Source organism: Cupriavidus sp. FW305-26, assembly GCF_058787975.1.
Map to the genome: position 1 here is coordinate 20,502 of NZ_JBYTAH010000066.1, position 19,783 is coordinate 40,284.

22 protein-coding genes are annotated in these 19,783 nt (G+C 67.0%); 14 read left to right on the plus strand and 8 right to left on the minus strand.

Going from position 1 to position 19,783, the window contains the following annotated elements; genetic code table 11:
- The first annotated feature begins 35 nt into the window (after nucleotides 1–35).
- From coxB to AC3WQZ_RS28165, 6 genes are all read left to right on the plus strand, one after another.
- Nucleotides 36–1,298, plus strand: a complete 1,263-nt coding sequence (gene coxB / locus AC3WQZ_RS28140) for a cytochrome c oxidase subunit II (RefSeq protein ID WP_011614467.1) — start codon at nucleotides 36–38, stop codon at nucleotides 1,296–1,298.
- A 38-nt stretch (nucleotides 1,299–1,336) separates the two neighbouring features.
- Nucleotides 1,337–2,944, plus strand: coding sequence for a cytochrome c oxidase subunit I (gene ctaD, locus AC3WQZ_RS28145; RefSeq protein ID WP_010814820.1), 1,608 nt, complete (start codon nucleotides 1,337–1,339; stop codon nucleotides 2,942–2,944).
- Between the two features lie 73 nt (nucleotides 2,945–3,017).
- Nucleotides 3,018–3,149: a cytochrome oxidase small assembly protein gene (locus AC3WQZ_RS28150; protein ID WP_010814819.1), complete on the plus strand. Its 132-nt coding sequence runs from the start codon at nucleotides 3,018–3,020 to the stop codon at nucleotides 3,147–3,149.
- Nucleotides 3,150–3,166: 17 nt separating this feature from the next.
- On the plus strand, nucleotides 3,167–3,778 hold the full coding sequence (locus AC3WQZ_RS28155) for a cytochrome c oxidase assembly protein (RefSeq protein ID WP_058697919.1): 612 nt from the start codon (nucleotides 3,167–3,169) through the stop codon (nucleotides 3,776–3,778).
- Between the two features lie 39 nt (nucleotides 3,779–3,817).
- Nucleotides 3,818–4,042 (plus strand): DUF2970 domain-containing protein, encoded by a 225-nt coding sequence (locus AC3WQZ_RS28160; RefSeq protein WP_010814817.1) that lies wholly within the window; start codon nucleotides 3,818–3,820, stop codon nucleotides 4,040–4,042.
- A 144-nt stretch (nucleotides 4,043–4,186) separates the two neighbouring features.
- A complete protein-coding gene (locus AC3WQZ_RS28165) occupies nucleotides 4,187–5,047 on the plus strand; it encodes a cytochrome c oxidase subunit 3 (protein WP_010814816.1) in 861 nt (286 codons plus the stop codon).
- Nucleotides 5,048–5,176: 129 nt separating this feature from the next.
- On the opposite strand, the gene AC3WQZ_RS28170 is transcribed toward AC3WQZ_RS28165, so the two are convergent.
- Nucleotides 5,177–5,386, minus strand: coding sequence for a twin transmembrane helix small protein (locus AC3WQZ_RS28170; RefSeq protein ID WP_010814815.1), 210 nt, complete (start codon nucleotides 5,384–5,386; stop codon nucleotides 5,177–5,179).
- Between AC3WQZ_RS28170 and AC3WQZ_RS28175 the strand changes: the two genes are divergently transcribed.
- The 5 genes from AC3WQZ_RS28175 (at nucleotide 5,385) to AC3WQZ_RS28195 (ending at nucleotide 9,699) form a co-directional block, all read left to right on the plus strand.
- Entirely contained in the window at nucleotides 5,385–6,182 is a 798-nt protein-coding gene (locus AC3WQZ_RS28175; RefSeq protein ID WP_051398455.1) for an SURF1 family protein, read from the plus strand. The two genes, AC3WQZ_RS28170 and AC3WQZ_RS28175, sit on opposite strands and share 2 nt — an antisense overlap.
- A gap of 53 nt (nucleotides 6,183–6,235) precedes the next feature.
- A complete protein-coding gene (locus tag AC3WQZ_RS28180; RefSeq protein ID WP_010814813.1) occupies nucleotides 6,236–6,886 on the plus strand; it encodes an SCO family protein in 651 nt (216 codons plus the stop codon).
- A gap of 10 nt (nucleotides 6,887–6,896) precedes the next feature.
- Nucleotides 6,897–8,009: a COX15/CtaA family protein gene (locus AC3WQZ_RS28185; protein ID WP_010814812.1), complete on the plus strand. Its 1,113-nt coding sequence runs from the start codon at nucleotides 6,897–6,899 to the stop codon at nucleotides 8,007–8,009.
- Complete coding sequence (cyoE, locus tag AC3WQZ_RS28190; protein WP_037025354.1) at nucleotides 8,006–8,950, plus strand: heme o synthase; 945 nt, start codon at nucleotides 8,006–8,008, stop codon at nucleotides 8,948–8,950. The genes AC3WQZ_RS28185 and cyoE overlap by 4 nt, the downstream gene beginning before the upstream one ends.
- A 128-nt stretch (nucleotides 8,951–9,078) precedes the next feature.
- Entirely contained in the window at nucleotides 9,079–9,699 is a 621-nt protein-coding gene (locus tag AC3WQZ_RS28195; RefSeq protein ID WP_010814810.1) for an SCO family protein, read from the plus strand.
- A 106-nt stretch (nucleotides 9,700–9,805) separates the two neighbouring features.
- On the opposite strand, the gene rpoH is transcribed toward AC3WQZ_RS28195, so the two are convergent.
- On the minus strand, nucleotides 9,806–10,732 hold the full coding sequence (gene rpoH / locus AC3WQZ_RS28200; protein ID WP_011614472.1) for an RNA polymerase sigma factor RpoH: 927 nt from the start codon (nucleotides 10,730–10,732) through the stop codon (nucleotides 9,806–9,808).
- 340 nt (nucleotides 10,733–11,072) lie between these two features.
- Here rpoH and AC3WQZ_RS28205 point away from each other — a divergent pair, with 340 nt between their 5' ends.
- Complete coding sequence (locus tag AC3WQZ_RS28205) at nucleotides 11,073–11,948, plus strand: pirin family protein (protein WP_010814808.1); 876 nt, start codon at nucleotides 11,073–11,075, stop codon at nucleotides 11,946–11,948.
- 19 nt (nucleotides 11,949–11,967) lie between these two features.
- Here AC3WQZ_RS28205 and ybiB read toward each other — a convergent pair whose 3' ends face one another.
- From ybiB to AC3WQZ_RS28230, 5 genes are all read right to left on the minus strand, one after another.
- Entirely contained in the window at nucleotides 11,968–12,960 is a 993-nt protein-coding gene (gene ybiB, locus AC3WQZ_RS28210) for a DNA-binding protein YbiB (RefSeq protein ID WP_010814807.1), read from the minus strand.
- A gap of 109 nt (nucleotides 12,961–13,069) precedes the next feature.
- Nucleotides 13,070–13,873 carry an ABC transporter ATP-binding protein gene (locus AC3WQZ_RS28215; protein WP_010814806.1) on the minus strand — a complete coding sequence of 268 codons (804 nt, stop codon included), beginning with the start codon at nucleotides 13,871–13,873 and terminating at the stop codon, nucleotides 13,070–13,072.
- A gap of 18 nt (nucleotides 13,874–13,891) precedes the next feature.
- Nucleotides 13,892–14,797: a nitrate ABC transporter permease gene (gene ntrB / locus AC3WQZ_RS28220; RefSeq protein WP_010814805.1), complete on the minus strand. Its 906-nt coding sequence runs from the start codon at nucleotides 14,795–14,797 to the stop codon at nucleotides 13,892–13,894.
- Between the two features lie 51 nt (nucleotides 14,798–14,848).
- The gene (locus tag AC3WQZ_RS28225) at nucleotides 14,849–16,159 is read right to left on the minus strand and encodes a CmpA/NrtA family ABC transporter substrate-binding protein (RefSeq protein WP_492301659.1); all 1,311 of its coding nucleotides are present in this window, start codon (nucleotides 16,157–16,159) and stop codon (nucleotides 14,849–14,851) included.
- Between the two features lie 365 nt (nucleotides 16,160–16,524).
- Complete coding sequence (locus tag AC3WQZ_RS28230) at nucleotides 16,525–17,172, minus strand: ANTAR domain-containing response regulator (protein WP_037025353.1); 648 nt, start codon at nucleotides 17,170–17,172, stop codon at nucleotides 16,525–16,527.
- Nucleotides 17,173–17,425: 253 nt separating this feature from the next.
- Here AC3WQZ_RS28230 and AC3WQZ_RS28235 point away from each other — a divergent pair, with 253 nt between their 5' ends.
- Together AC3WQZ_RS28235 and maiA are read left to right on the plus strand one after the other, a co-directional pair.
- Nucleotides 17,426–18,127 (plus strand): fumarylacetoacetate hydrolase family protein, encoded by a 702-nt coding sequence (locus AC3WQZ_RS28235; protein WP_010814802.1) that lies wholly within the window; start codon nucleotides 17,426–17,428, stop codon nucleotides 18,125–18,127.
- Nucleotides 18,128–18,131: 4 nt separating this feature from the next.
- On the plus strand, nucleotides 18,132–18,779 hold the full coding sequence (maiA, locus tag AC3WQZ_RS28240; RefSeq protein ID WP_454749203.1) for a maleylacetoacetate isomerase: 648 nt from the start codon (nucleotides 18,132–18,134) through the stop codon (nucleotides 18,777–18,779).
- A gap of 17 nt (nucleotides 18,780–18,796) precedes the next feature.
- On the opposite strand, the gene ftsY is transcribed toward maiA, so the two are convergent.
- Nucleotides 18,797–19,783 (minus strand): signal recognition particle-docking protein FtsY (gene ftsY, locus AC3WQZ_RS28245; RefSeq protein WP_492301661.1); only part of this gene is annotated, 987 nt, incomplete at its 5' end.

The window sequence follows — 19,783 nt, forward strand, 5'->3', positions numbered from 1 at the left end:
GACAGATTTGAATCTGTAAATTGGGTAGATAACAAATGAAAATGTGGAAGAAGGCATCCGCAGTTTGTCTGGCCGGCGCGTCCCTGCTTGCCAGCCAGGCGGCGTCCGCGGTCAGCGACATGCCGGGCGGCCCCGCCGTGCGCCAGCTCAACCTGACCGAGCCGGTTACCAAGATCGCCGAACAGATTCACTGGCTGAACTGGATGATGTTGATCATGTGCACGGTGATCTTCGTCGCGGTATTCAGCGTGATGTTTTATTCCGTCTTCAAGCACCGCAAGGCCAAGGGTGCCAAGCCGGCTGCCTTCCACGAGAGCATCACGGTCGAAGTGATCTGGACCATCGTCCCGTTCATCATCGTGATTGCGATGGCCCTGCCGGCCACCAAGACCGTGGTGGCGATGAAGGACACCACCAACTCCGACATCACCATCAAGGCCACCGGCTACCAGTGGAAGTGGGGCTATGACTACCTGAAGGGCGAAGGCGAAGGCATCTCCTTCGTGTCGACCCTGACCACCCCGCGCGAGCAGATCAACAACGAGCAGCCCAAGTCGAATACCTACCTGATGGAGGTGGACAACGAGCTGGTCGTGCCGGTCAACAAGAAGATCCGCATCGTCACCACCGCCAACGACGTGATCCACGCCTGGATGATCCCGGCCTTCGGCGTCAAGCAGGATGCGATCCCCGGCTTCGTGCGCGACACCTGGTTCAAGGCCGAGAAGATCGGCGTGTACCGCGGCCAGTGCGCCGAGCTGTGCGGCAAGGAGCACGCCTTCATGCCGATCGTGGTGCGCGTGGTCTCGGACGCCGACTACACCAAGTGGGTCGACGGCAAGAAGAAGGAGCTGGCGGCCAAGGCCGACGATCCCAACAAGACCTGGACGCTGGACGAGTCGAAGGTGCGTGGCGAGAAGGTCTACGCCGCCAACTGCGCGGTCTGCCACCAGCCCAACGGCAAGGGCGGCGGCGCCTTCCCGGCGCTGGACGGCTCCAAGCTGGTCAACGGCCCCAAGGCCGGCCAGATGCACATCATGCTGGAAGGCAAGGCTGCCATGCCGTCGTGGAAGCAGCTCTCGGACACCGAGCTGGCCGCGGTCATGACCTATACGCGCAACGCCTGGAGCAACAAGACGGGTGAAGTGGTCCAGCCGAGCGACTTCGTGGGCGCCCGTGCGGGCAAGTTCCCCGAGGGCGGCGGCGCGGCAGGCGGCGCAGCGCCGAAGGCCGAAGCCAAGCCGGCCGACAAGGCTGACAAGCAGGCCAGCCTCGCGGGCAACCGCGTCGCGGGCTGACCCGCTGAAGACAGAACAGGATTAGAGGAGCATTTGCGATGAGTACTGCTACCCCGGACGCGCTCGCCCATCCGCACGATCATGCGCATGACGACCACGCGCACGACCACCCGCATGGCTGGCGCCGCTGGCTGTTCGCGACCAACCACAAGGACATCGGTACGCTGTACCTGCTGTTCTCGTTCATCATGCTGCTGTCGGGCGGCTTGCTGGCACTGCTGATCCGCCTGGAGCTGTTCGAGCCGGGCCTGCAGTTCTTCCGCCCCGAGCTGTTCAACCAGTTCACCACCATGCACGGTCTGGTGATGGTGTTCGGCGCGATCATGCCGGCCTTCGTCGGCTTCGCCAACTGGATGATCCCGCTGCAGATCGGCGCGTCCGACATGGCGTTCGCGCGCATGAACAACTTCAGCTTCTGGCTGATGCCGCCGGCCGCGCTGCTGCTGGCCGGCTCGTTCCTGGTCCCGGGCGGCGCCACCGCCGCCGGCTGGACCCTGTACGCACCGCTGTCGGTGCAGATGGGCCCGGGCATGGACATGGCCATCTTCGCGATGCACATCATGGGTGCGTCGTCGATCATGGGCTCGATCAACATCATCGTGACCATCCTCAACATGCGCGCCCCGGGCATGACGCTGATGAAGATGCCGATGTTCTGCTGGACCTGGCTGATCACCGCCTACCTGCTGATCGCCGTGATGCCCGTGCTGGCCGGCGCCATCACCATGGTGCTGACCGACCGCCATTTCGGCACGAGCTTCTTCTCGGCCGCCGGTGGTGGTGACCCGGTGATGTACCAGCACATCTTCTGGTTCTTCGGCCACCCCGAGGTGTACATCATGATCCTGCCGGCGTTCGGGATCGTCTCGCAGGTGGTGCCGGCGTTTGCCCGCAAGCGCCTGTTCGGCTACAGCTCGATGGTGTACGCCACCGCCTCGATCGCCATCCTGTCGTTCATCGTGTGGGCCCACCACATGTTCACGACCGGCATGCCGGTGACCGGCCAGCTGTTCTTCATGTACGCGACCATGCTGATCGCAGTGCCCACCGCCGTGAAGATCTTCAACTGGATCGCCACCATGTGGCGCGGCTCGATGACCTTCGAGACCCCGATGCTGTTCTCGATCGGCTTCATCTTCGTGTTCACCATCGGCGGCTTCACCGGCCTGATGCCGGCCGTGGCCCCGATCGACATCCAGCTGCAGGACACCTACTTCATTGTGGCGCACTTCCACTATGTGCTGGTGGCCGGCTCGCTGTTCGCGCTGTTCGCGGGCTTCTACTACTGGGGTCCGAAGTGGAGCGGTTTCATGTACAACGAAACCCGCGGCCAGATCCACTTCTGGGGGTCGATCATCTTCTTCAACGTGACCTTCTTCCCGATGCACTTCCTGGGCCTGGCCGGCATGCCGCGTCGCTATGCCGACTACCCGACCCAGTTCGCTGACTTCAATGCGATCGCGTCGATCGGTGCGCTGGGCTTCGGCCTGATGCAGGTGTACTTCTTCTTCTTCGTGGTGCTGCCGTCGTACCGCGGTGGCGAGAAGGCCGCCGACAAGCCCTGGGATGGCGCAGAGGGCCTGGAGTGGACCGTGCCGTCGCCGGCGCCGTTCCACACCTTTGAAGTTCCCCCGCAGGTCCGCTAAGGCGCGGCCAGCGTAATCAGGCAGCGGGAGGCGGCAGCGTCGCCTCCCGCGCCGGCAAGCAACAGAAGCAGCTATGCAGTCTCCAGACAAAAGCCCATCACGCCCGGACCAGAAGGCCGCCAACCGGCGCCTTGGCCTGATCCTGCTGTCGATCGTGGTGGTTTTCTTTCTGGGGTTCTTCGCCAAGATGATGTTTCTTGGCTGAGGCGGCAGGGTAGCGAGATGAGCATCGACCAGCAGGCTGGCAGGGAAGCGGACAAGCGGTTCAACCGCGGCATGATGCTGCGCCTGGTCGTGATCGTGGCCGTGATGTTCGGCTTCGGCTATGCGCTGGTGCCGCTGTACAAGAAGATCTGCGAGATCACCGGCATCAACGTGATCACCACGCGCGAGCTGCACGGCGCGGTGAAGAACACGCAGGTCGACAAGAGCCGCACCATCACGGTGGAGTTCGACTCCAACGCGCGCGGGCCCTTCGCCTTCCGGCCGGTGAAGAACAGCATGGAAGTGCATCCGGGCGAGATGGCGACGATCGTCTACGAGGTGGCCAACGGACAGCCGCGCGATATTTCGGCGCAGGCCATCCCGAGCTACGCGCCCAAGCAGGCGACCCAGTATTTCATGAAGCTGGAGTGCTTCTGCTTCAAGCAGCAGACGCTCAAGGCGAAAGAGGCGCGCGAGATGCCGGTGGTGTTCGTGATCGATCCCGCGCTGCCCAAGGATGTGAAGAATATTACGCTGTCGTACACCTTCTTCGAGGTGGGTGCGCCGGTGGCGCAGGCGCCCGAGGGCCAGCTGGCGCCGCAGCCGGCACCGGCCGGCAAGGGCATCTGAGGCGGCCGCGGTGCATGCCGGGGCGGAGGAGGACGGGCAATGGATGAGATGAAGGACGCGGTCAAGCGCAAGATGTCGTTCGGGCAGACCATGCGCGCGGTGCTGTGGTCGTTCATCGGCCTGCGCAAAGGCGCCGAGCACGAGCGCGACATGGCCCGGCTGAACCCGGTGCATGTGGTGATCGCCGGAGTGATCGCGGCGGCCATCTTCATCGCGGTGCTGGTGCTCATCGTGCGCACCGTGGTGGGGCAGGCAGCGGGATAGCAGGGCAGGAAGGGTAGACAACAAAAGCAGTCGCAGAACAAGGCAACCGCGGCGGCGGGGCTGGCCCGGAGGAGGGGACGGCCCGCAGTGCCAAAGCGCGGATCACGAATACTGAATCAAAGACTCTGAGCTGGAGATAAAAGAATGAGTGCGAATCGCGCAAACGCTCCGTACTACTTCGTACCGGGCCCGTCGCGCCACCCGATCACGGCAAGCTTCGGCCTGCTGATGACGGGCGCGGGTGCCGCCGGTTGGGTAAACGGGCAGCCCTGGGCGCCGTACCTGTGCGGCCTCGGCCTGCTGTGGTTCCTGTTCGTGCTCAAGAGCTGGTTTGGCGACGCCATCAGCGAGTCCGAAGGCGGCATGTACGGCAAGAACATCGACCTGTCGTTCCGCTGGTCGATGGGCTGGTTCATCTTCTCGGAGGTGATGTTCTTCGCGGCCTTCTTCGGCGCGCTGTTCTATGCCCGCACCATCGCCATGCCGTGGCTGGGCGACCTGAACAACAAGATCCTGTGGCCCGACTTTGCCGCGGTATGGCCCAACACCGGCCCGGCCGGCGTGGTGGAAAGCTTCCAGACCATGGGTCCGTGGCCAATCCCGACCATCAACACCGCGCTGCTGCTGATGTCCGGCCTGACGCTGACCTGGGCGCACCACGCGCTGCTGGCCGGCAAGCGCAGCCAGCTGATTCAGGGCCTGTCGCTGACCATCCTGCTGGGCGCGGTCTTCATGTGCTTCCAGGTGTACGAGTACATGCACGCCTACTCGGAACTGAACCTGAAGCTGACCTCGGGCATCTACGGCTCGACCTTCTTCCTGCTGACCGGCTTCCACGGCTTCCACGTGACCATGGGCGCGATCATGCTGGCCGTGGTGCTGGTCCGCGTGCTGAAGGGCCACTTCACGCCTGACCACCACTTTGCATTCGAAGGCGCCGCCTGGTACTGGCACTTCGTTGACGTGGTGTGGCTGTTCCTCTACGTCGTGGTGTACTGGCTGTAAATCCGGCTGCCGTACCCGCCGGCGCGCCCCCCGGGGGCCGCCGGCGCCAACGCAAAAGAGAAACGCCGCAGGAGGTTGTCCAGCCTGCGGCGTTTGTCTTTTGCGGGCCTGGTGCCCGCGTCCTGGCGTTCAGGGTGCCATGCGGATGCCCGTGCTGTGGATCCAGCCCATCCAGTTCGAGAACAGGATGAACAGGAACAGCGCCATCGAGAACCCGACGCGCAGCATCAGCGAGCGCATCATGTTGGGCGTCGTGCCGCGGTCGCGCATCATGAAGAACAGGGCGGAGGCCAGGCTGGCGATGATCAGGATGAAGGCAACGATGATGACAAAGCGCATGGCGGGGCAGGTCGGGGCCAGGAGCGACGGAAAGACTCATTATCGCACCAGCCCGTTGCCGCTGGCCGCTGCACTGGTGATGATCGCCGTGACCTGCGCGCTGGGCAACTGGCAGCTCAACCGCGCGCACGACAAGGAGGCGCGCGCGGCGCGGCTGCAGGCGCTGTCGGCGCAGCCGCCGGTGGTGCTGGGCACGGCCCCGCTGCCGCAAGTTGTGACCGACCGCACGGTCCGCGTGACCGGGCGCTTTGACACGGCCCGCACCGTATTGCTGGATAATCGCCCCCACGGCAATGGCAGCAGCCCCGGGGATAGCCGCGCCGGCTTCCTGGTGCTGACGCCGCTGCGGATTTCAGCCGCCTCGCCGGCGCCCGCAGGTGCCGCCGGCGCCATGCAGGCGGTGCTGGTGCTGCGCGGCTGGCTGCCGCGCGATGCCCAGGACCGCACCCGGATTGCGCCGTTCCCCACGCCCGAGGGCGAGGTAACGATCGAAGGCACGGCACTGGCGGCCGTGCCGCGGGTCTATAGCCTGGGCCAGGACGCCGCCGGCAGCAAGATCCGCCAGAACCTGGACCTCGCTGCCTATGCGGCTGAAACCGGCCTGGCGCTGCACCCGCTGGTGCTGGAGCAGCGCAGCGACAGCGGCGATGGCCTGGCGCGCGACTGGGCCCCGGCCGACCTGGGCGCGGACCGGCACTACGGCTATGCCTTCCAGTGGTTCGGGCTGGCCGCGCTGACGGTGGTGCTGGTGGTCGTGCTGGGCTGGCGCCGCGCGCGCCGGGTGGCAGCACCGTAACTCGAATGAACCGGGCGCATGCGCTCGCCGAAGACAAAGGACAGACGTACTCCATGGCACAGCAAGACTCCGCCCCGGCCGCCGCGGCCTCGCCGCCGGATACCCGCATCGATGCGCGCACGCGCCGCGGCCGCCTGCAGATGCTGATGCTGTTGCTGGTGTGCGCGTCGCCGGTGATCGCCTCTTACTTCACCTATTACGTCATCAAGCCGCGTGGCGGCGCCACCAACTACGGCGCGCTGGTCGACCCGCAGCGGCCGATGCCGCCGGTGCGCGTCACCGATGAGCAGGGCCGGGCCGTGCCGCTGGAGCAGTTCCGCGGCAAGTGGCTGCTGGTGACCACCGACCCGTCCGCCTGCGACGAGGCCTGCGCGAAGAAGCTCTTCACCATCCGCCAGATCCGCGCCGGGCAGGGCCAGGACCGCGAACGCATCGTGCCGGTGTGGCTGGTGACCGACGACGGCAAGATCGACGAGCGTCTGAACGCCGCCTACAACGAGCCCTACGCGGGTGTGCGCTTCCTGCGCATCGACCGCCAGGCCGCGCAGCAGTGGCTGCCGGCCGAACCCGGCAAGCGCGCCGAGGACACCCTGTTCCTGGTCGACCCGCTGGGCAACCTGATGATGCGTTTCCCGCAGGATCCGGACCCCAAGAAGATGAGCGGCGACCTGAAGAAGCTGCTCAAGGTCTCGCGCATCGGCTAAAGGGGACGGCATGCTGCTGCAACTGGCCATCATCGGCATCCTGATCGCGCTGTTCCCGCTGTCCTACGTGCTGGTGAAGGGGGACCGCAACAAATACCGCAAGCTCGCCTGGATCACGGCGTTCCTGACGCTGGACCTGATCATGTTCGGCAGCTTCACGCGCCTGACCGACTCCGGCCTGGGCTGCCCCGACTGGCCCGGCTGCTACGGGCACTCCAACCCGCACGCCGCGATGGAGCCGATCCGCGCGGCCGAGACCGCGCTGCCCAGCGGCCCGGTGACGCTGGCCAAGGCGTGGATCGAGATGATCCACCGCTACTTCGCCATGGCGGTCGGGGTGCTGATCATCACGCTGATGGTGCTGGCGTGGGTCAAGCGGCGCGAGCTGAAGCAGTCGCCGTGGTTCGCCACCGGGGTGCTGCTGCTGGTGTGCGTGCAGGGTGCGTTCGGCGCTTTCACCGTGACCCTGAAGCTGCAGCCGATCATTGTGGTCACGCACCTGATGCTGGGCATGGCTCTGCTGGCCGTGCTGATCCAGCTGGGCTCGCGCAACGATCCGCCGCACCCGGTCGCGGCGCGGGCCGCGCGGCTGCGCTGGCCGGTGCGCATCGGCCTGCTGCTGCTGGTGATCCAGATCTTCCTGGGGGGCTGGGTCAGCACCAACTACGCGGTGCTGGCCTGCACCGACTTCCCGCTGTGCAATGGCCAGCTGGTGCCCGAGATGGATTTCCGCCACGGCTTCACCCTGTGGCGCCAGCTGGGCATGACCGCCGATGGCGACTACATCCCGCACGCGGCGCTGGTGGCGATCCACTGGGTGCACCGCGGCTTTGCCTTTGTCGTGCTGGGCTACCTGGCGTGGCTTGGCCTGCGAGCGCGCCGGCTTGAAGGGCTCGCGCGCGCGGCCGGCTGGCTGCTGGCCACGCTGGTGCTGCAACTGGCCACCGGGATGTCCAATATCGTGTTCGACTGGCCGCTGGTGGCCGCGGTTGCGCACAACGGCGGCGCGGCGCTGCTCCTGCTGCTGCTGGTCCGCCTCCACTACAATACAGGGCTCGCAGGGCTCACCATGCGGGCCGCCGGCGCCCCCGCTGCCGTGCCGAACGCCGCCCGCGCCACATGAAAGACAAGACCCCTTCCGTGGTTACCGCTACCCACCCCCATTCGCTGGGCAAGTTGAGCCGGATACGGCACCTTGCCCGACAATATGCCGCCCTGACCAAGCCGCGCGTGACGCAGCTGGCCGTGTTCTGCGCCATCATCGGCATGTTCCTCGCCACGCCCGGCATGGTGCCGTGGCGCGTGCTGATCGGCGGCGCCGCCGGCATCTGGCTGCTGGCCGGTGCGGCCTTTGCCATCAATTGCCTGGTCGAGCAGAAGATCGATGCGCTGATGCGCCGCACCGCGTGGCGCCCGTCGGCCACCGGCGAGATCACCACGCCGCAGACCCTGGTGTTCTCCGCCGTACTGGGCGGCGCCGGCATGTGGCTGCTGCACGTCTACGCCAACGACCTGACGATGTGGCTGACCTTTGCCACCTTCCTCGGCTACGCGGTGGTCTACACCATCCTGCTCAAGCCGGCCACGCCGCAGAACATCGTGATCGGCGGGCTCTCGGGGGCGATGCCGCCGGCGCTGGGCTGGGCCGCGGTGGCGGGCGAGGTACCTGCCGAGGCCTGGTTCCTGGTGCTGATCATCTTCACCTGGACCCCGCCGCACTTCTGGGCCCTGGCGCTGTACCGCCGCGCCGACTACGCCAAGTCCGGCCTGCCGATGCTGCCGGTCACGCACGGCGAGCGCTACACGCTGCTGCATATCCTGCTGTACACGCTGATCATGATCGCCGCGACGCTGCTGCCCTTTGTCTACGGCATGAGCGGCTATATCTACCTGGCGGCCGCGTTGGCGCTGGGCGCGGGTTTCCTGGCCTACGCCTGGAAGATGTACCGTAACTATTCGGACGAGCTGGCGCAGCGCACCTTCCGCTTCTCGATCCTGTACCTGTCGCTGCTGTTCGCCGCGCTGCTGGTCGACCACTACTTCAAGTTCGTGCCGCAGGTCTGACCTGTGGCCGACCGGCTGCGGCATCTTGTCGCGGCCGGCGCAGCGTGGCGGCACGATCGGCGATACTGCGTGATGTCGCCGCCCTCCGGTGCCGCTGTTTCCTCCCACCCCTGACCGGTTTCCGCCGCATGCCCCGCCTAAGCCCCGCCTCCGGCCTGTTCGCCGCCTTCCGCCGCTTTTCCCTGCTGGCCGCGCTTGCGCTGGCCGTGGCTGCCTGCGGGCAGCAGAAGGCCTCGTTCCGCAATGTCGACATCACCGGCGCGGCGGACTTCGGCAAGGACTTCTCGCTGACCGACCATCACGGCAAGGTGCGCACCATCGCCGACTTCAAGGGCAAGGCGGTGGTGATGTTCTTCGGCTACACCCACTGCCCGGACGTGTGCCCGACGACGATGGCCGAACTGAAGGCGGTGATGGAGAAACTGGGCCCGGATGCCGACCGCGTGCAGGTGCTGTTCGTCACGGTCGACCCGGAACGCGACACGCAGGCGCTGCTGGCGCAGTACGTGCCGGCCTTCGATGCGCGCTTCCTGGGGCTGCGCCCGGCCGACGAAGCCGCACTGCAGAAGTTGACCAAGGACTTCAAGGTGTTCTACGCCAAGGTGCCGGGCAGCTCCCCGAACAACTACACGGTGGACCACTCCGCGGGCAGCTATGTGTTCGACCCGGACGGCAAGCTGCGGCTGTTCATCCGCCACGGCCAGGGTCCGGATCCGATCGCGCACGACCTGAAACAGCTGCTGTCGTGACGTGAAAGGGTGGGAAGGGGTGCGGCATAAGGTCGCACTCACCCTCTCGCGGGCAACAAAAAGGCCGGTCCAGTGGACCGGCCTTTTGCATGGCTGGGGGTGCGGATCAGGCGAACGCCTGCAGCGCCCCCTTCATCTTCTTCATGGCCGCGGCCTCGATCTGGCGGATGCGCTCGGCCGAGACGCCGAACTCGTCAGCCAGCTCATGCAGCGTGGAGCCGCCCGAGCCATCGTCTTCGACGTGCAGCCAGCGCGCCTCGATGATGCGGCGGCTGCGTTCGTCCAGCTTGCCCAGCGCTTCTTCCAGGCCCTCGACCTGCATGCGGTCGTGGCGCTTGGCTTCCAGCACGCGGGTGGGCTCGTTGTGGTTGTCCGCCAGGTAGGCGATGGGGGCGAATTCCTCTTCGCCGTCGTCGATCTGGCCTTCCAGCGCCAGGTCACCGCCCGACAGGCGGGTTTCCATCTCCATCACTTCTTCGGGCTTGACGTTCAGCTCGCGCGCCACGGCCTCGACCTGCTCCGGCGTGAACGTGTGCGCGCCCTGCTTGTGGCTGCGCAGGTTGAAGAACAGCTTGCGCTGGGCCTTGGTGGTGGCCACCTTGACCATGCGCCAGTTCTTCAGCACGTATTCGTGGATCTCGGCCTTGATCCAGTGCATCGCGTACGACACCAGGCGCACGCCCTGGTCGGGGTCGAAGCGCTTGACCGCCTTCATCAGGCCGATATTGCCTTCCTGGATCAGGTCGGCGTGGGGCAGGCCGTAGCCCAGGTACTGGCGGGCGATCGACACCACCAGGCGCAGGTGGGACATCACCATCTGGCGGGCAGCGTCAACGGAATCGTGGTCGCGGAGCTCGCGCGCCAGGCGCTGCTCTTCCTCCGCGGTCAACAGCGGAATCCGGTGGACAGCCTGGATATAGCTGTCGAGGTTGCCAACGGTGGCCGGGAAGGTCAGCGCGAAGCTGCCCGTGCTCCGGGGTGCCGTCGGCAGACGGTTATTCAGGGTTTGGTCGGCAGACAAGACTGCGTTCACTCAATGGCTCCTTTCGCATCCGGCGGTTCGGTTGCCGGGGTGCCGCGCCTGTTGGGGCGGTGGCACTGCAACACATATTAGCACTCAGGCCGGGTGAGTGCTAATTGGAGCCCCGATGGTCGTGATAGTTCCTCTCGATTGCTCTTGCTGCTGGCATAGCTACCTATCAATTCGAGCGGCGGGAACGATACCCACGGTTCGGCGCACTGGATGTTAGAGCGGTGCCGGGCACGGGGGTTCTGCCCGCTGCTGCAATGATTTGTTGCAGCAGCGGCTACACTCGACCAAGCTGCGGCGCGCTGGCATCCTTGCAAGCCTCTCTCATTCCACCGGAGGAGTTATGTCTGCTATCGAACACTTGCTCAAGCCGCATGTGCGCGACCTGGGCGATTTTACCGTGCGCCGGCTGTTGCCCGCCGCCGCCACCCAGACCGTTGGTCCGTTTATCTTCTTCGACCATATGGGGCCGGTGCAACTGCCGCCGGGCGGCGGAGCCGACGTGCGCCCGCATCCACATATCGGACTGGCCACGGTCACTTATCTGTTCGAGGGCGAGATCATCCACCGAGACAGCCTGGGCAGCGACCAGGCGATCCGCCCGGGCGATGTCAACTGGATGACCGCCGGGCACGGCATCGTGCACTCGGAGCGCTCGCCCGAGCATGTGCGCCCCGCCGGGGCCCGCCTGCACGGCATCCAGACCTGGGTGGCACTGCCGCAGGAGCATGAGGGTGCCGAGCCGTCGTTTTTCCACCATCCCGCCGCCACGCTGCCACGGATCGAGCGGCCGGGTGTGCGCATGGTGGTGATTGCCGGCGATGCCTTTGGCCAGGTCTCTCCGGTCAAGGTCTTCAGCCGCACCCTGTACGTGGCGATCGAGCTGGATGCGGGCGCGAGCGTGGAGATCCCGGCCGATCATGCCGAGCGGGGCATCTATCCGGTGGACGGGGCGGTGGCGCTCGACGGCGAGCCGCTGCCGGCCGAGCATATGGTGGTGCTCACGCCGGGCCAGCCCGCAACGCTGACGGCCACGACGCCGTCGCGCGTAATGCTGCTGGGCGGCGACCCGACCGACGGGCACCGCTTCATCTACTGGAATTTCGTTGCCAGCAGCAAGGTGGCGATCGAGGCCGCCGCCCAGCGCTGGGAGGACGATCAGTTCCCGCACGTGCCGGGCGAGACCGAGCGCATCCCGCTGCCCCCGCGCAAGCCCTGACAGCGGTCCCGGGGCTGGCTCAGACCGGGCTGGCCCAGGTCACGCGAGTGCCTTGCCGCAGGCATTCGCGGATGGCCTCGACCTGGATCGCGATCGGTGCCGGCACCGGCGCCGCGCCGTCCAGCACGCGCCGGATCCAGGCCACGGTCTGGCCGGCGTCGCTGCCGGGCGGCAGTTCAGGCACTTCGGCCAGCGAACCAACAGCCGGATCGACCAGCGTCTGCTGGTGCCCCTCGTGCAGCCAGTCGATGCGGCTGGTGCGGCGCGCATCGGCCACCACTTCGCCCTCGGTGCCGCGTGCCAGCAGCACGTTGGCGGGTTCATGCGAGAAGTAGTCGGTCAGCGTCTCGCGGTATTCGGGGTGGGTGTAGCTGTACAGGCGCAACCCTTCCGCGGGCGAATGCTCGCCCACCGGCTGCAGCATCTTGGCCACCGTATGCGCCGAATTGCGCAGGCCGATCACGGTGCGCCGCTCCAGCAGCTGCGACAGCCCGGGCGACAGCACATCCACCGGCAGCACCGCCAGCGGCCCGAGGTCGCTGCTCTCGCGCAGCCGTGCCGAGGCGTCGCCGGTAGTCGCGCACAAGGGCACGCCCAGCGCCTCGAACAGCGCCATGCTGGTCACGCGGCCATTGAACAGGCGCGTGCCGTGCACCAGCACGGGGACATCTTCGCGCGCCAGCAGCAGCGCCAGCAGCGGCACCAGGTTGGGTTGCTTGCGCGCACCGTTGTAGCTGGGGATCACCACCACCTGCCGGTCAGGCGGCGCCGGCAGCGGCTGGCAGTGCGCATGGGCGGCTTCCAGCATGCCGGCCAGCTCGTGCGGGGCCTCGCCCTTGATGCGGTAGGCCATCAGGATGGCGCCGAGCTCCAGGTCCGAGACGCGCCCGGCCAGCATGGCGTCGAACAGGGCCTGCGCGTCTTCGCGCGGCAGCGCCCGCGCGCCGTTGACGCCGCGGCCGATCTCCTTGATATAGCGGGCAGCAGGGAAGGACGTGGCTGGCGTGGTCATGGCGGCGTGGGGGTAGTCTGTTCTGGGCTCATGATAGCGGAGCCAGGCCGCCGCGCCCATCGCCGCCTGTGCCACATAGGGCCGCCCACCGGCACGCGGCCGGCGGGCACTACGCGGCTTCCTGCAGCGCCGGGTTGCGCTGCTTGCGGTAGAGGAAGTCCAGCACCGCGGTGCGGCAGGCGTGGTAGGCCTTGTCGTCGGCCAGCGCGACGCGGTCGCGCGGACGCGGAAGCTCCACCTTCAGGATCTCGCCGATGGTCGCGGCCGGACCGTTGGTCATCATGATGATGCGGTCGGCCAGCAGCACGGCCTCGTCGACGTCGTGGGTCACCATCACCACGGTGCTGCGGGTGCGCGCCACGATCTTGATCAGCTCGTCCTGCAGGTGCGCGCGCGTGAGCGCATCGAGCGCGCCGAAGGGCTCGTCCATCAGCAGCACCTTGGGCGCCATCGCCAGCGCGCGGGCAATGCCCACGCGCTGCTTCATGCCGCCGGAGATCTCATGCGGATACTTGTTCTCGGCGTGCGTCAGGCCCACCAGCGCCAGCGTGTCGTGCGTGCGCGCCTTGAGCTGCGGCTTGCTCTCGCTGGCGGCGAAGACGCGCTCCACGCCCAGGTAGACGTTCTCGAAGCACGTCAGCCACGGCAGCAGCGAATGGTTCTGGAACACCACCGCGCGCTCCGGCCCCGGCCCGGCGATCTCGCGCCCGGCGCAGATCAGCGCGCCGGTGGTGGGCGTGGCCAGTCCCGCGACCAGGTTCAGCAGCGTGGACTTGCCGCAGCCTGAATGGCCGATCAGCGTGATGAACTCGCCCTCGGCGATATGCAGGTTGATATCGCGCAGGGCGACGAACGGGCCCTTGCGGGTCTTGAAGGTCTGGCCGACGTTTTCGATGCTGACGAACTTGTCCATGGCGATTCTCCCCGCGTGTCAGTTGGTGCCGTAGCTGAAGCGCCGGGCCAGCGCCAGCAGCGCATGCTCGAGCAGCAGCCCGATGATGCCGATCACGAAGATCGCGATCACGATGTGCTCGACCTTCAGGTTGTTCCATTCGTCCCACAGCCAGAAGCCGATGCCGGTGCCGCCGGTCAGCATCTCGGCCGCGACGATCACCAGCCACGCGGTGCCGATCGACAGCCGCACGCCGGTCAGCATGTAGGGCAGCACCGCGGGGAACAGCACCCGCGTGAACACCTTCCATTCCGACAGGTCCAGCACGCGCGCCACGTTCAGGTAGTCCTGCGGCACGCGCGTGACGCCGACCGCGGTGTTGATCACCATCGGCCAGATCGAGCAGATGAAGATCGCCCAGATCGCGGCCGGGTTGGCGGCCTTGAACAGCAGCAGGCCGATCGGCAGCCACGCCAGCGGCGAGACCGGGCGCAGCAGGCTGATCACCGGCGCGGTCATCGCGTTCAGGAAGGCGAAGCGCCCGATCAGGAAGCCGGCCGGGATGCCGACCAGCGCGGCCAGGCCGAAGCCCGCCGCGACGCGCGCCAGCGATGCCAGCACGTTCCAGCCGATGCCCTGGTCATTGGGCCCGTTGCGGTAGAACGGGTCGGCAAACAGCGGCACCGCGGCGTTCCATGTGGCCTGCGGCGTGGGAATGGCCGGGATCATCGTGGCGATGCCGTGCCAGGCCAGCACGAACAGGGCAAAGCCCAGTACCGGCGGCACGGCCTTGAGCACCAGCGCGGCGACCGCCTCGCGGCGTTGCGCGCGCCGTGCCTGCGCGGCGATTTCCTGCTCGCGCCGGCGCGCCCGCTCCTTGGTGTCGGGGTCGGCGCTGGCGGCTACGGTTGCACCATCGGGCGTGGGGTGGGCTATGGCATTCACGTCTGGCTCCTTTCGTCAGGGGCACTGCGGATCAGTGGGGGAAGGCTTGCGTCAGGCCTTGATCTTGAAACCGTCGGCGTAGGCCTTGGGGTCCTTGCCGTCCCAGACCACGCCGTCGATCAGCTTGGCGCTGCGCATGTCGCTCTTGGGCAGCGGCACCTGCGCGGCGGCGGCGGCCTGCTTGTAGACGTCGATGCGGTTGACCTGCCGGGCCACGGCGAGATAGTCCGGATGTTCCTTCAGCAAGCCCCAGCGCTTGTGCTGGGTCAGGAACCACATGCCGTCGGACAGGTACGGGTAGTTGGCGGCGCCGTCCTGGTAGAACTTCATCGCGTCGGGGTCGTCCCAGGTCTTGCCCAGGCCGTTGGTGTAGCGGCCCAGCATGCGGTCCAGGATGATGTCCATGTCGGTGTTGACGTAGGACTTGGCGGCAATGGTCTCGGCGGTCTTGCGGCGGTTGGAGGCCGACGCATCGATGAACTTCGATGCCTCCAGCACCGCGGCCACCATCGCGCGCGCGGTGTTGGGGTATTTCTGCACGAACTCCGCGGTGGTGCCCAGGGTCTTCTCGGGGTGGCCTTTCCAGATGGCCTGCGTGGTCTCGGCGGTGAAGCCGATCTTGTCGGCGATGGCGCGCGCGCCCCAGGGCTCGCCCACGCAGAAGCCGTCCATATTGCCCACGCGCATATTGGCCACCATCTGCGGCGGCGGCACCGTGATGGCCTTGGCGTCCTGCATCGGGTTGATGCCGTTGGCCGCCAGCCAGTAGTACAGCCACATTGCGTGCGTGCCGGTGGGGAAGGTCTGGGCGAAGGTGTAGTCGCGCTTCTCCTTCACCATCAGCGCCTTCAGGCTGGCGCCGTCCTTGACGCCTTTCTCGGCGAGCTTGGACGACAGCGTGATGGCCTGGCCGTTGTGGTTCAGGTTCATCAGCACGGCCATGTCCTTCTTCGGGCCGCCGATGCCCAGCTGCACGCCGTAGATCAGTCCGTACAGCACGTGCGCCGCGTCCAGCTCGCCGTTGACCAGCTTGTCGCGCACGCCGGCCCATGAGGCTTCCTTGGTCGGCGTGATCTTGATGCCGTATTTCTTGTCCAGCCCGAGCGTCGCGGCCATCACCACCGAGGCGCAGTCGGTCAGCGGGATAAAGCCGATGCGCACGTCGGTCTTCTCGGGCGCGTCCGAGCCCGCTGCCCACGCACCGGCGCGCACCAGCGGATCGACCAGCGTCATCACGCTGGCGCCGGCGATGGTGGCAAGCGCGCGGCGGCGGCCGCTGCTGGCCGGCACGGCGTCGGCAGCCGCGTCGGGAACGTGGACGGCTGCGTGCAGCGGCTTGGCAATCCTGAGGCGAGAGGGCATTGCATGGCTCCAAGAAAAAAGGCGTCCCCTCCGCGACCGGCTTCGCCAGAAGACCGGTGCGGCGCAGGGACGCCGTTGTCCGTGGCGTGACGCAGCCCGCGTTGGCCGTGTCCGCCGAAATTGTTGGTCGGCCGCCGTTGGCCGATACCTGCATAACGCAAGGCGTGTGCCAGCCTGTGCAGTGCAGCATTCGAGGGCGGATTTGTGACGGATCGGGGGGAAATGATCGGATGTGGTGCGCGCGCGCTGGCCGCCGCCACATTCGGGGGAGCAGGGGAGGGAGGTGACGCAGCGCGGCAGCGCCAGGAGCGTGCATTGCACCAGTCGCGTGCGGCAGCGCACCACGGCTGGCAGGCGGGAGCGGCTCAGCCCATCACGTCGATCACGCGCTGGGCCGCGTCCACCAGCTTCAGGCCGCGCTCCATCGCCATGCTGCGCAGGCGCTTGTAGGCCTCGTCCTCGCTGAGGCCGCGCGCCTGCATCAGCAGTCCCTTGGCGCGCTCGACCACCTTGCGCTCGGCCAGCTTGAGCCGGGTGGCATCGAGCTCGGCGCGCAGCTGCTGATCCAGTTCGAAGCGTGTGTAGGCGACGTCGAGCACGGTCTTGACGCGCTCGGCGCGCAGGCCGTCGACGATATAGGCGGTGATCCCCGCCGTCAGCGCTGCCTTGATGCGCTGGCTGTCGTCGTTGTCGGTGAACAGCACGATCGGGCGCGGCGCATGCTGGGTCGAGACGCAGACATGCTCGATGGTGTCGCGCGCGGCGGATTCAGACGCGATGATCAGCATGTCGGGCTGGGTGGCCGTGATCACATCCGGCAGGCGCAGGTCGGCATCGACGATCTGGATCTCGGTAAAGCCGGCGCTGACCAGCCCGCCGCGGATGGTCTCGACGTTCAGCGGGTCGGCGTCATGCGGGTCGCGCACGAGCAGGATCCGCAACACCCGGCCGCCGGCAGTGGGCGGGGCAGGTGCGGCAGCGGTGGGCGATGGGGGCGGGTGGCGTCGTGTCATGGCTAGGCTCTGTTGCAGTGCGCCATGCAAGATTCGCGCCGGGTAAGTATCCGGCACCTGCGCCAGTTCGGTGCGCCGGCGCTGCGAGGATGCCTGGATTCATTGTATGCGGTCGTACGCGGAGCCAACTCTCGCGGTGTATCCTGTTGCCCTGCTGCGCCGGGCGCGTCTGCTGGCGACGCCGCGCATGGCTGCTTCCTGCAACCCTGCCCACCCGCGCCGCAGCACCGATCAGAACAATCTGGAGAGATGCATGACCGAATTCGTGTTCGCTCCGGCCGCGCCCGTTGGCGTGCCGGTGCGCGGCAGCAATGCTAGTTTCCCGGTACGGCGCGTGTACTGCGTCGGCCGCAACTATGCTGCCCACGCCCGTGAAATGGGCTCGGACCCCGACCGCGAGCCGCCGTTCTTCTTCTGCAAGCCGTCCGACGCGGTCAGCTACGTCGCCGACGGCACCGAAGGCGCCTTCCCGTACCCGCCGGGCACCAGCAACTGCCACTATGAAGTGGAGCTGGTGGTGGCGATCGGCAAGGGCGGCCGCGACATCCCGGTCGACCAGGCAGCCGGCCACGTGTTCGGCTACGCCGTGGGCCTGGACATGACCCGCCGCGACCTGCAGAACGAATCGAAGAAGACCGGCCGCCCCTGGGAGACCGGCAAGGCCTTCGACCAGTCCGCACCGATCGGCCCGATCGTGCCGGTCTTGGCCATCGGCCATCCGCAGAAGGGCGCAGTGACGCTGGCGGTCAACGGCGTGGAGAAGCAGCGCGGCGACCTGTCCGACCTGATCTGGTCGGTGCCGGAGATGGTGTCGTACCTGTCGAAGCTGTTCGAGCTGCAGCCGGGCGACCTGATCTTCAGCGGCACGCCCGAAGGCGTGGGCCCGGTGGTCAAGGGCGATGTCATGCAGTGCCACGTCGGCGGCGTGGGCGATCTCACCATCAAGGTAGTCTGATCCGATGCTAAAGCTTTACAGCTATTTCCGCAGTTCGGCCTCATTCCGCGTGCGCATTGCGCTGGAACTCAAGGGGCTGGCCTATGACTATGTGCCGGTGCACCTGCTGAAAGAAGGCGGCCAGCAGCTCAAGCCGGAATTCCGCGCCGTGAATCCCGACGGACTGGTGCCGGCGCTCGCCGACGGCGAGCACGTGCTGCAGCAATCGCTGGCCATCGTCGAATACCTGGACGAGGTCCATCCCGAGCCGAAGCTGCTGCCCGGCACGGCGCTGGACCGCGCCTATGTGCGCGGACTGGCCCAGGAGATCGCGTGCGAGATCCACCCGCTGAACAACCTGCGCGTGCTGAAGTACCTGAAGCACACCGTGGGCGTGACCGACGAGGTCAAGGACGCGTGGTACCACCACTGGATCGAGCTGGGCTTTGCGTCGCTGCAGGCCAACCTGGAGCGCGGCGGCAAGGCCGGGCGCTTCTGCTTTGGCGATACGCCCACGCTGGCCGATATCTGCCTGGTGCCGCAGGTATTCAACGCGCAGCGCTTCAATATCGACCTGGCCCGCTACCCGGCGATCGCCAGGATCTATGAAACCTGCATGGAGCTGCCTGCTTTCCAGAAGGCGGAGCCGAAGGCGCAGCCTGACGCGGAATAAGCGTTCGCAACCGGGCCTTACCCCAGCAGCGCTTCGGCGAACTCATCCGCCTTGAACGGCTGCAGGTCCTCCACCTTCTCGCCCACGCCAATGAAATAAACCGGCACCGGGCGCTGGCGCGCGATAGCCGCCAGGATGCCGCCCTTGGCGGTGCCGTCGAGCTTGGTCACGATCAGGCCGGTCAGGCCCAGCGCGTCGTCGAAGGCGCGGGTTTGCTGCAGGGCGTTCTGGCCGGTGTTGGCGTCGATCACCAGCAGCACCTCGTGCGGCGCGCTCGGCATGGCCTTGCTGATCACGCGCTTGACCTTCTTGAGCTCTTCCATCAGGTGCAGCTGCGTCGGCAGGCGGCCGGCGGTGTCGGCCATGACGATGTCGATGCCGCGCGCCTTGGCCGCATTGACGGCGTCGAAGATCACCGCCGCCGGGTCGCCGCTTTCCTGCGCCACCACGGTGACGTTGTTGCGTTCGCCCCAGATCGTCAGTTGCTCGCGCGCGGCGGCGCGGAAGGTATCGCCGGCGGCCAGCAGCACCTTCTGGTCATAGCGCTGGAAGTGCTTGCACAGCTTGCCGATGCTGGTGGTCTTGCCGGCGCCGTTGACGCCCGCGATCATCATCACCAGCGGCTGCTCGCGGCCCAGCGCCATGGTTTTTTCCAGCGGGCGCAGCAGCTGCGTCAGCAGCTCGCGCAGCGCCGCCTTGACGCCTTCGGCGGTCTCGATGCGCTCGGCCTTGACGCGCTTGCGCAACTCGCCCAGCAGGTACTCGGTGGCTTCCACGCCGGCATCTGCCATCAGCAGCGCGGTTTCCAGTTCTTCGAACAGGGCCTCGTCGACCTTGACGCCGACGAACAGCGTGCCGATGTTGCGGCTGGTCTTGGACAGCCCGGTACGCAGCCGATGCATCCAGCCCAGCTTCGCTTCAGCGGTCTGGGCGGGCGGCGGGACCAGCTCGAGCGCTTCGGCCGGTGCGGGCGCCGGCAGGGGGATCGGGGCCGCCACGGGCGC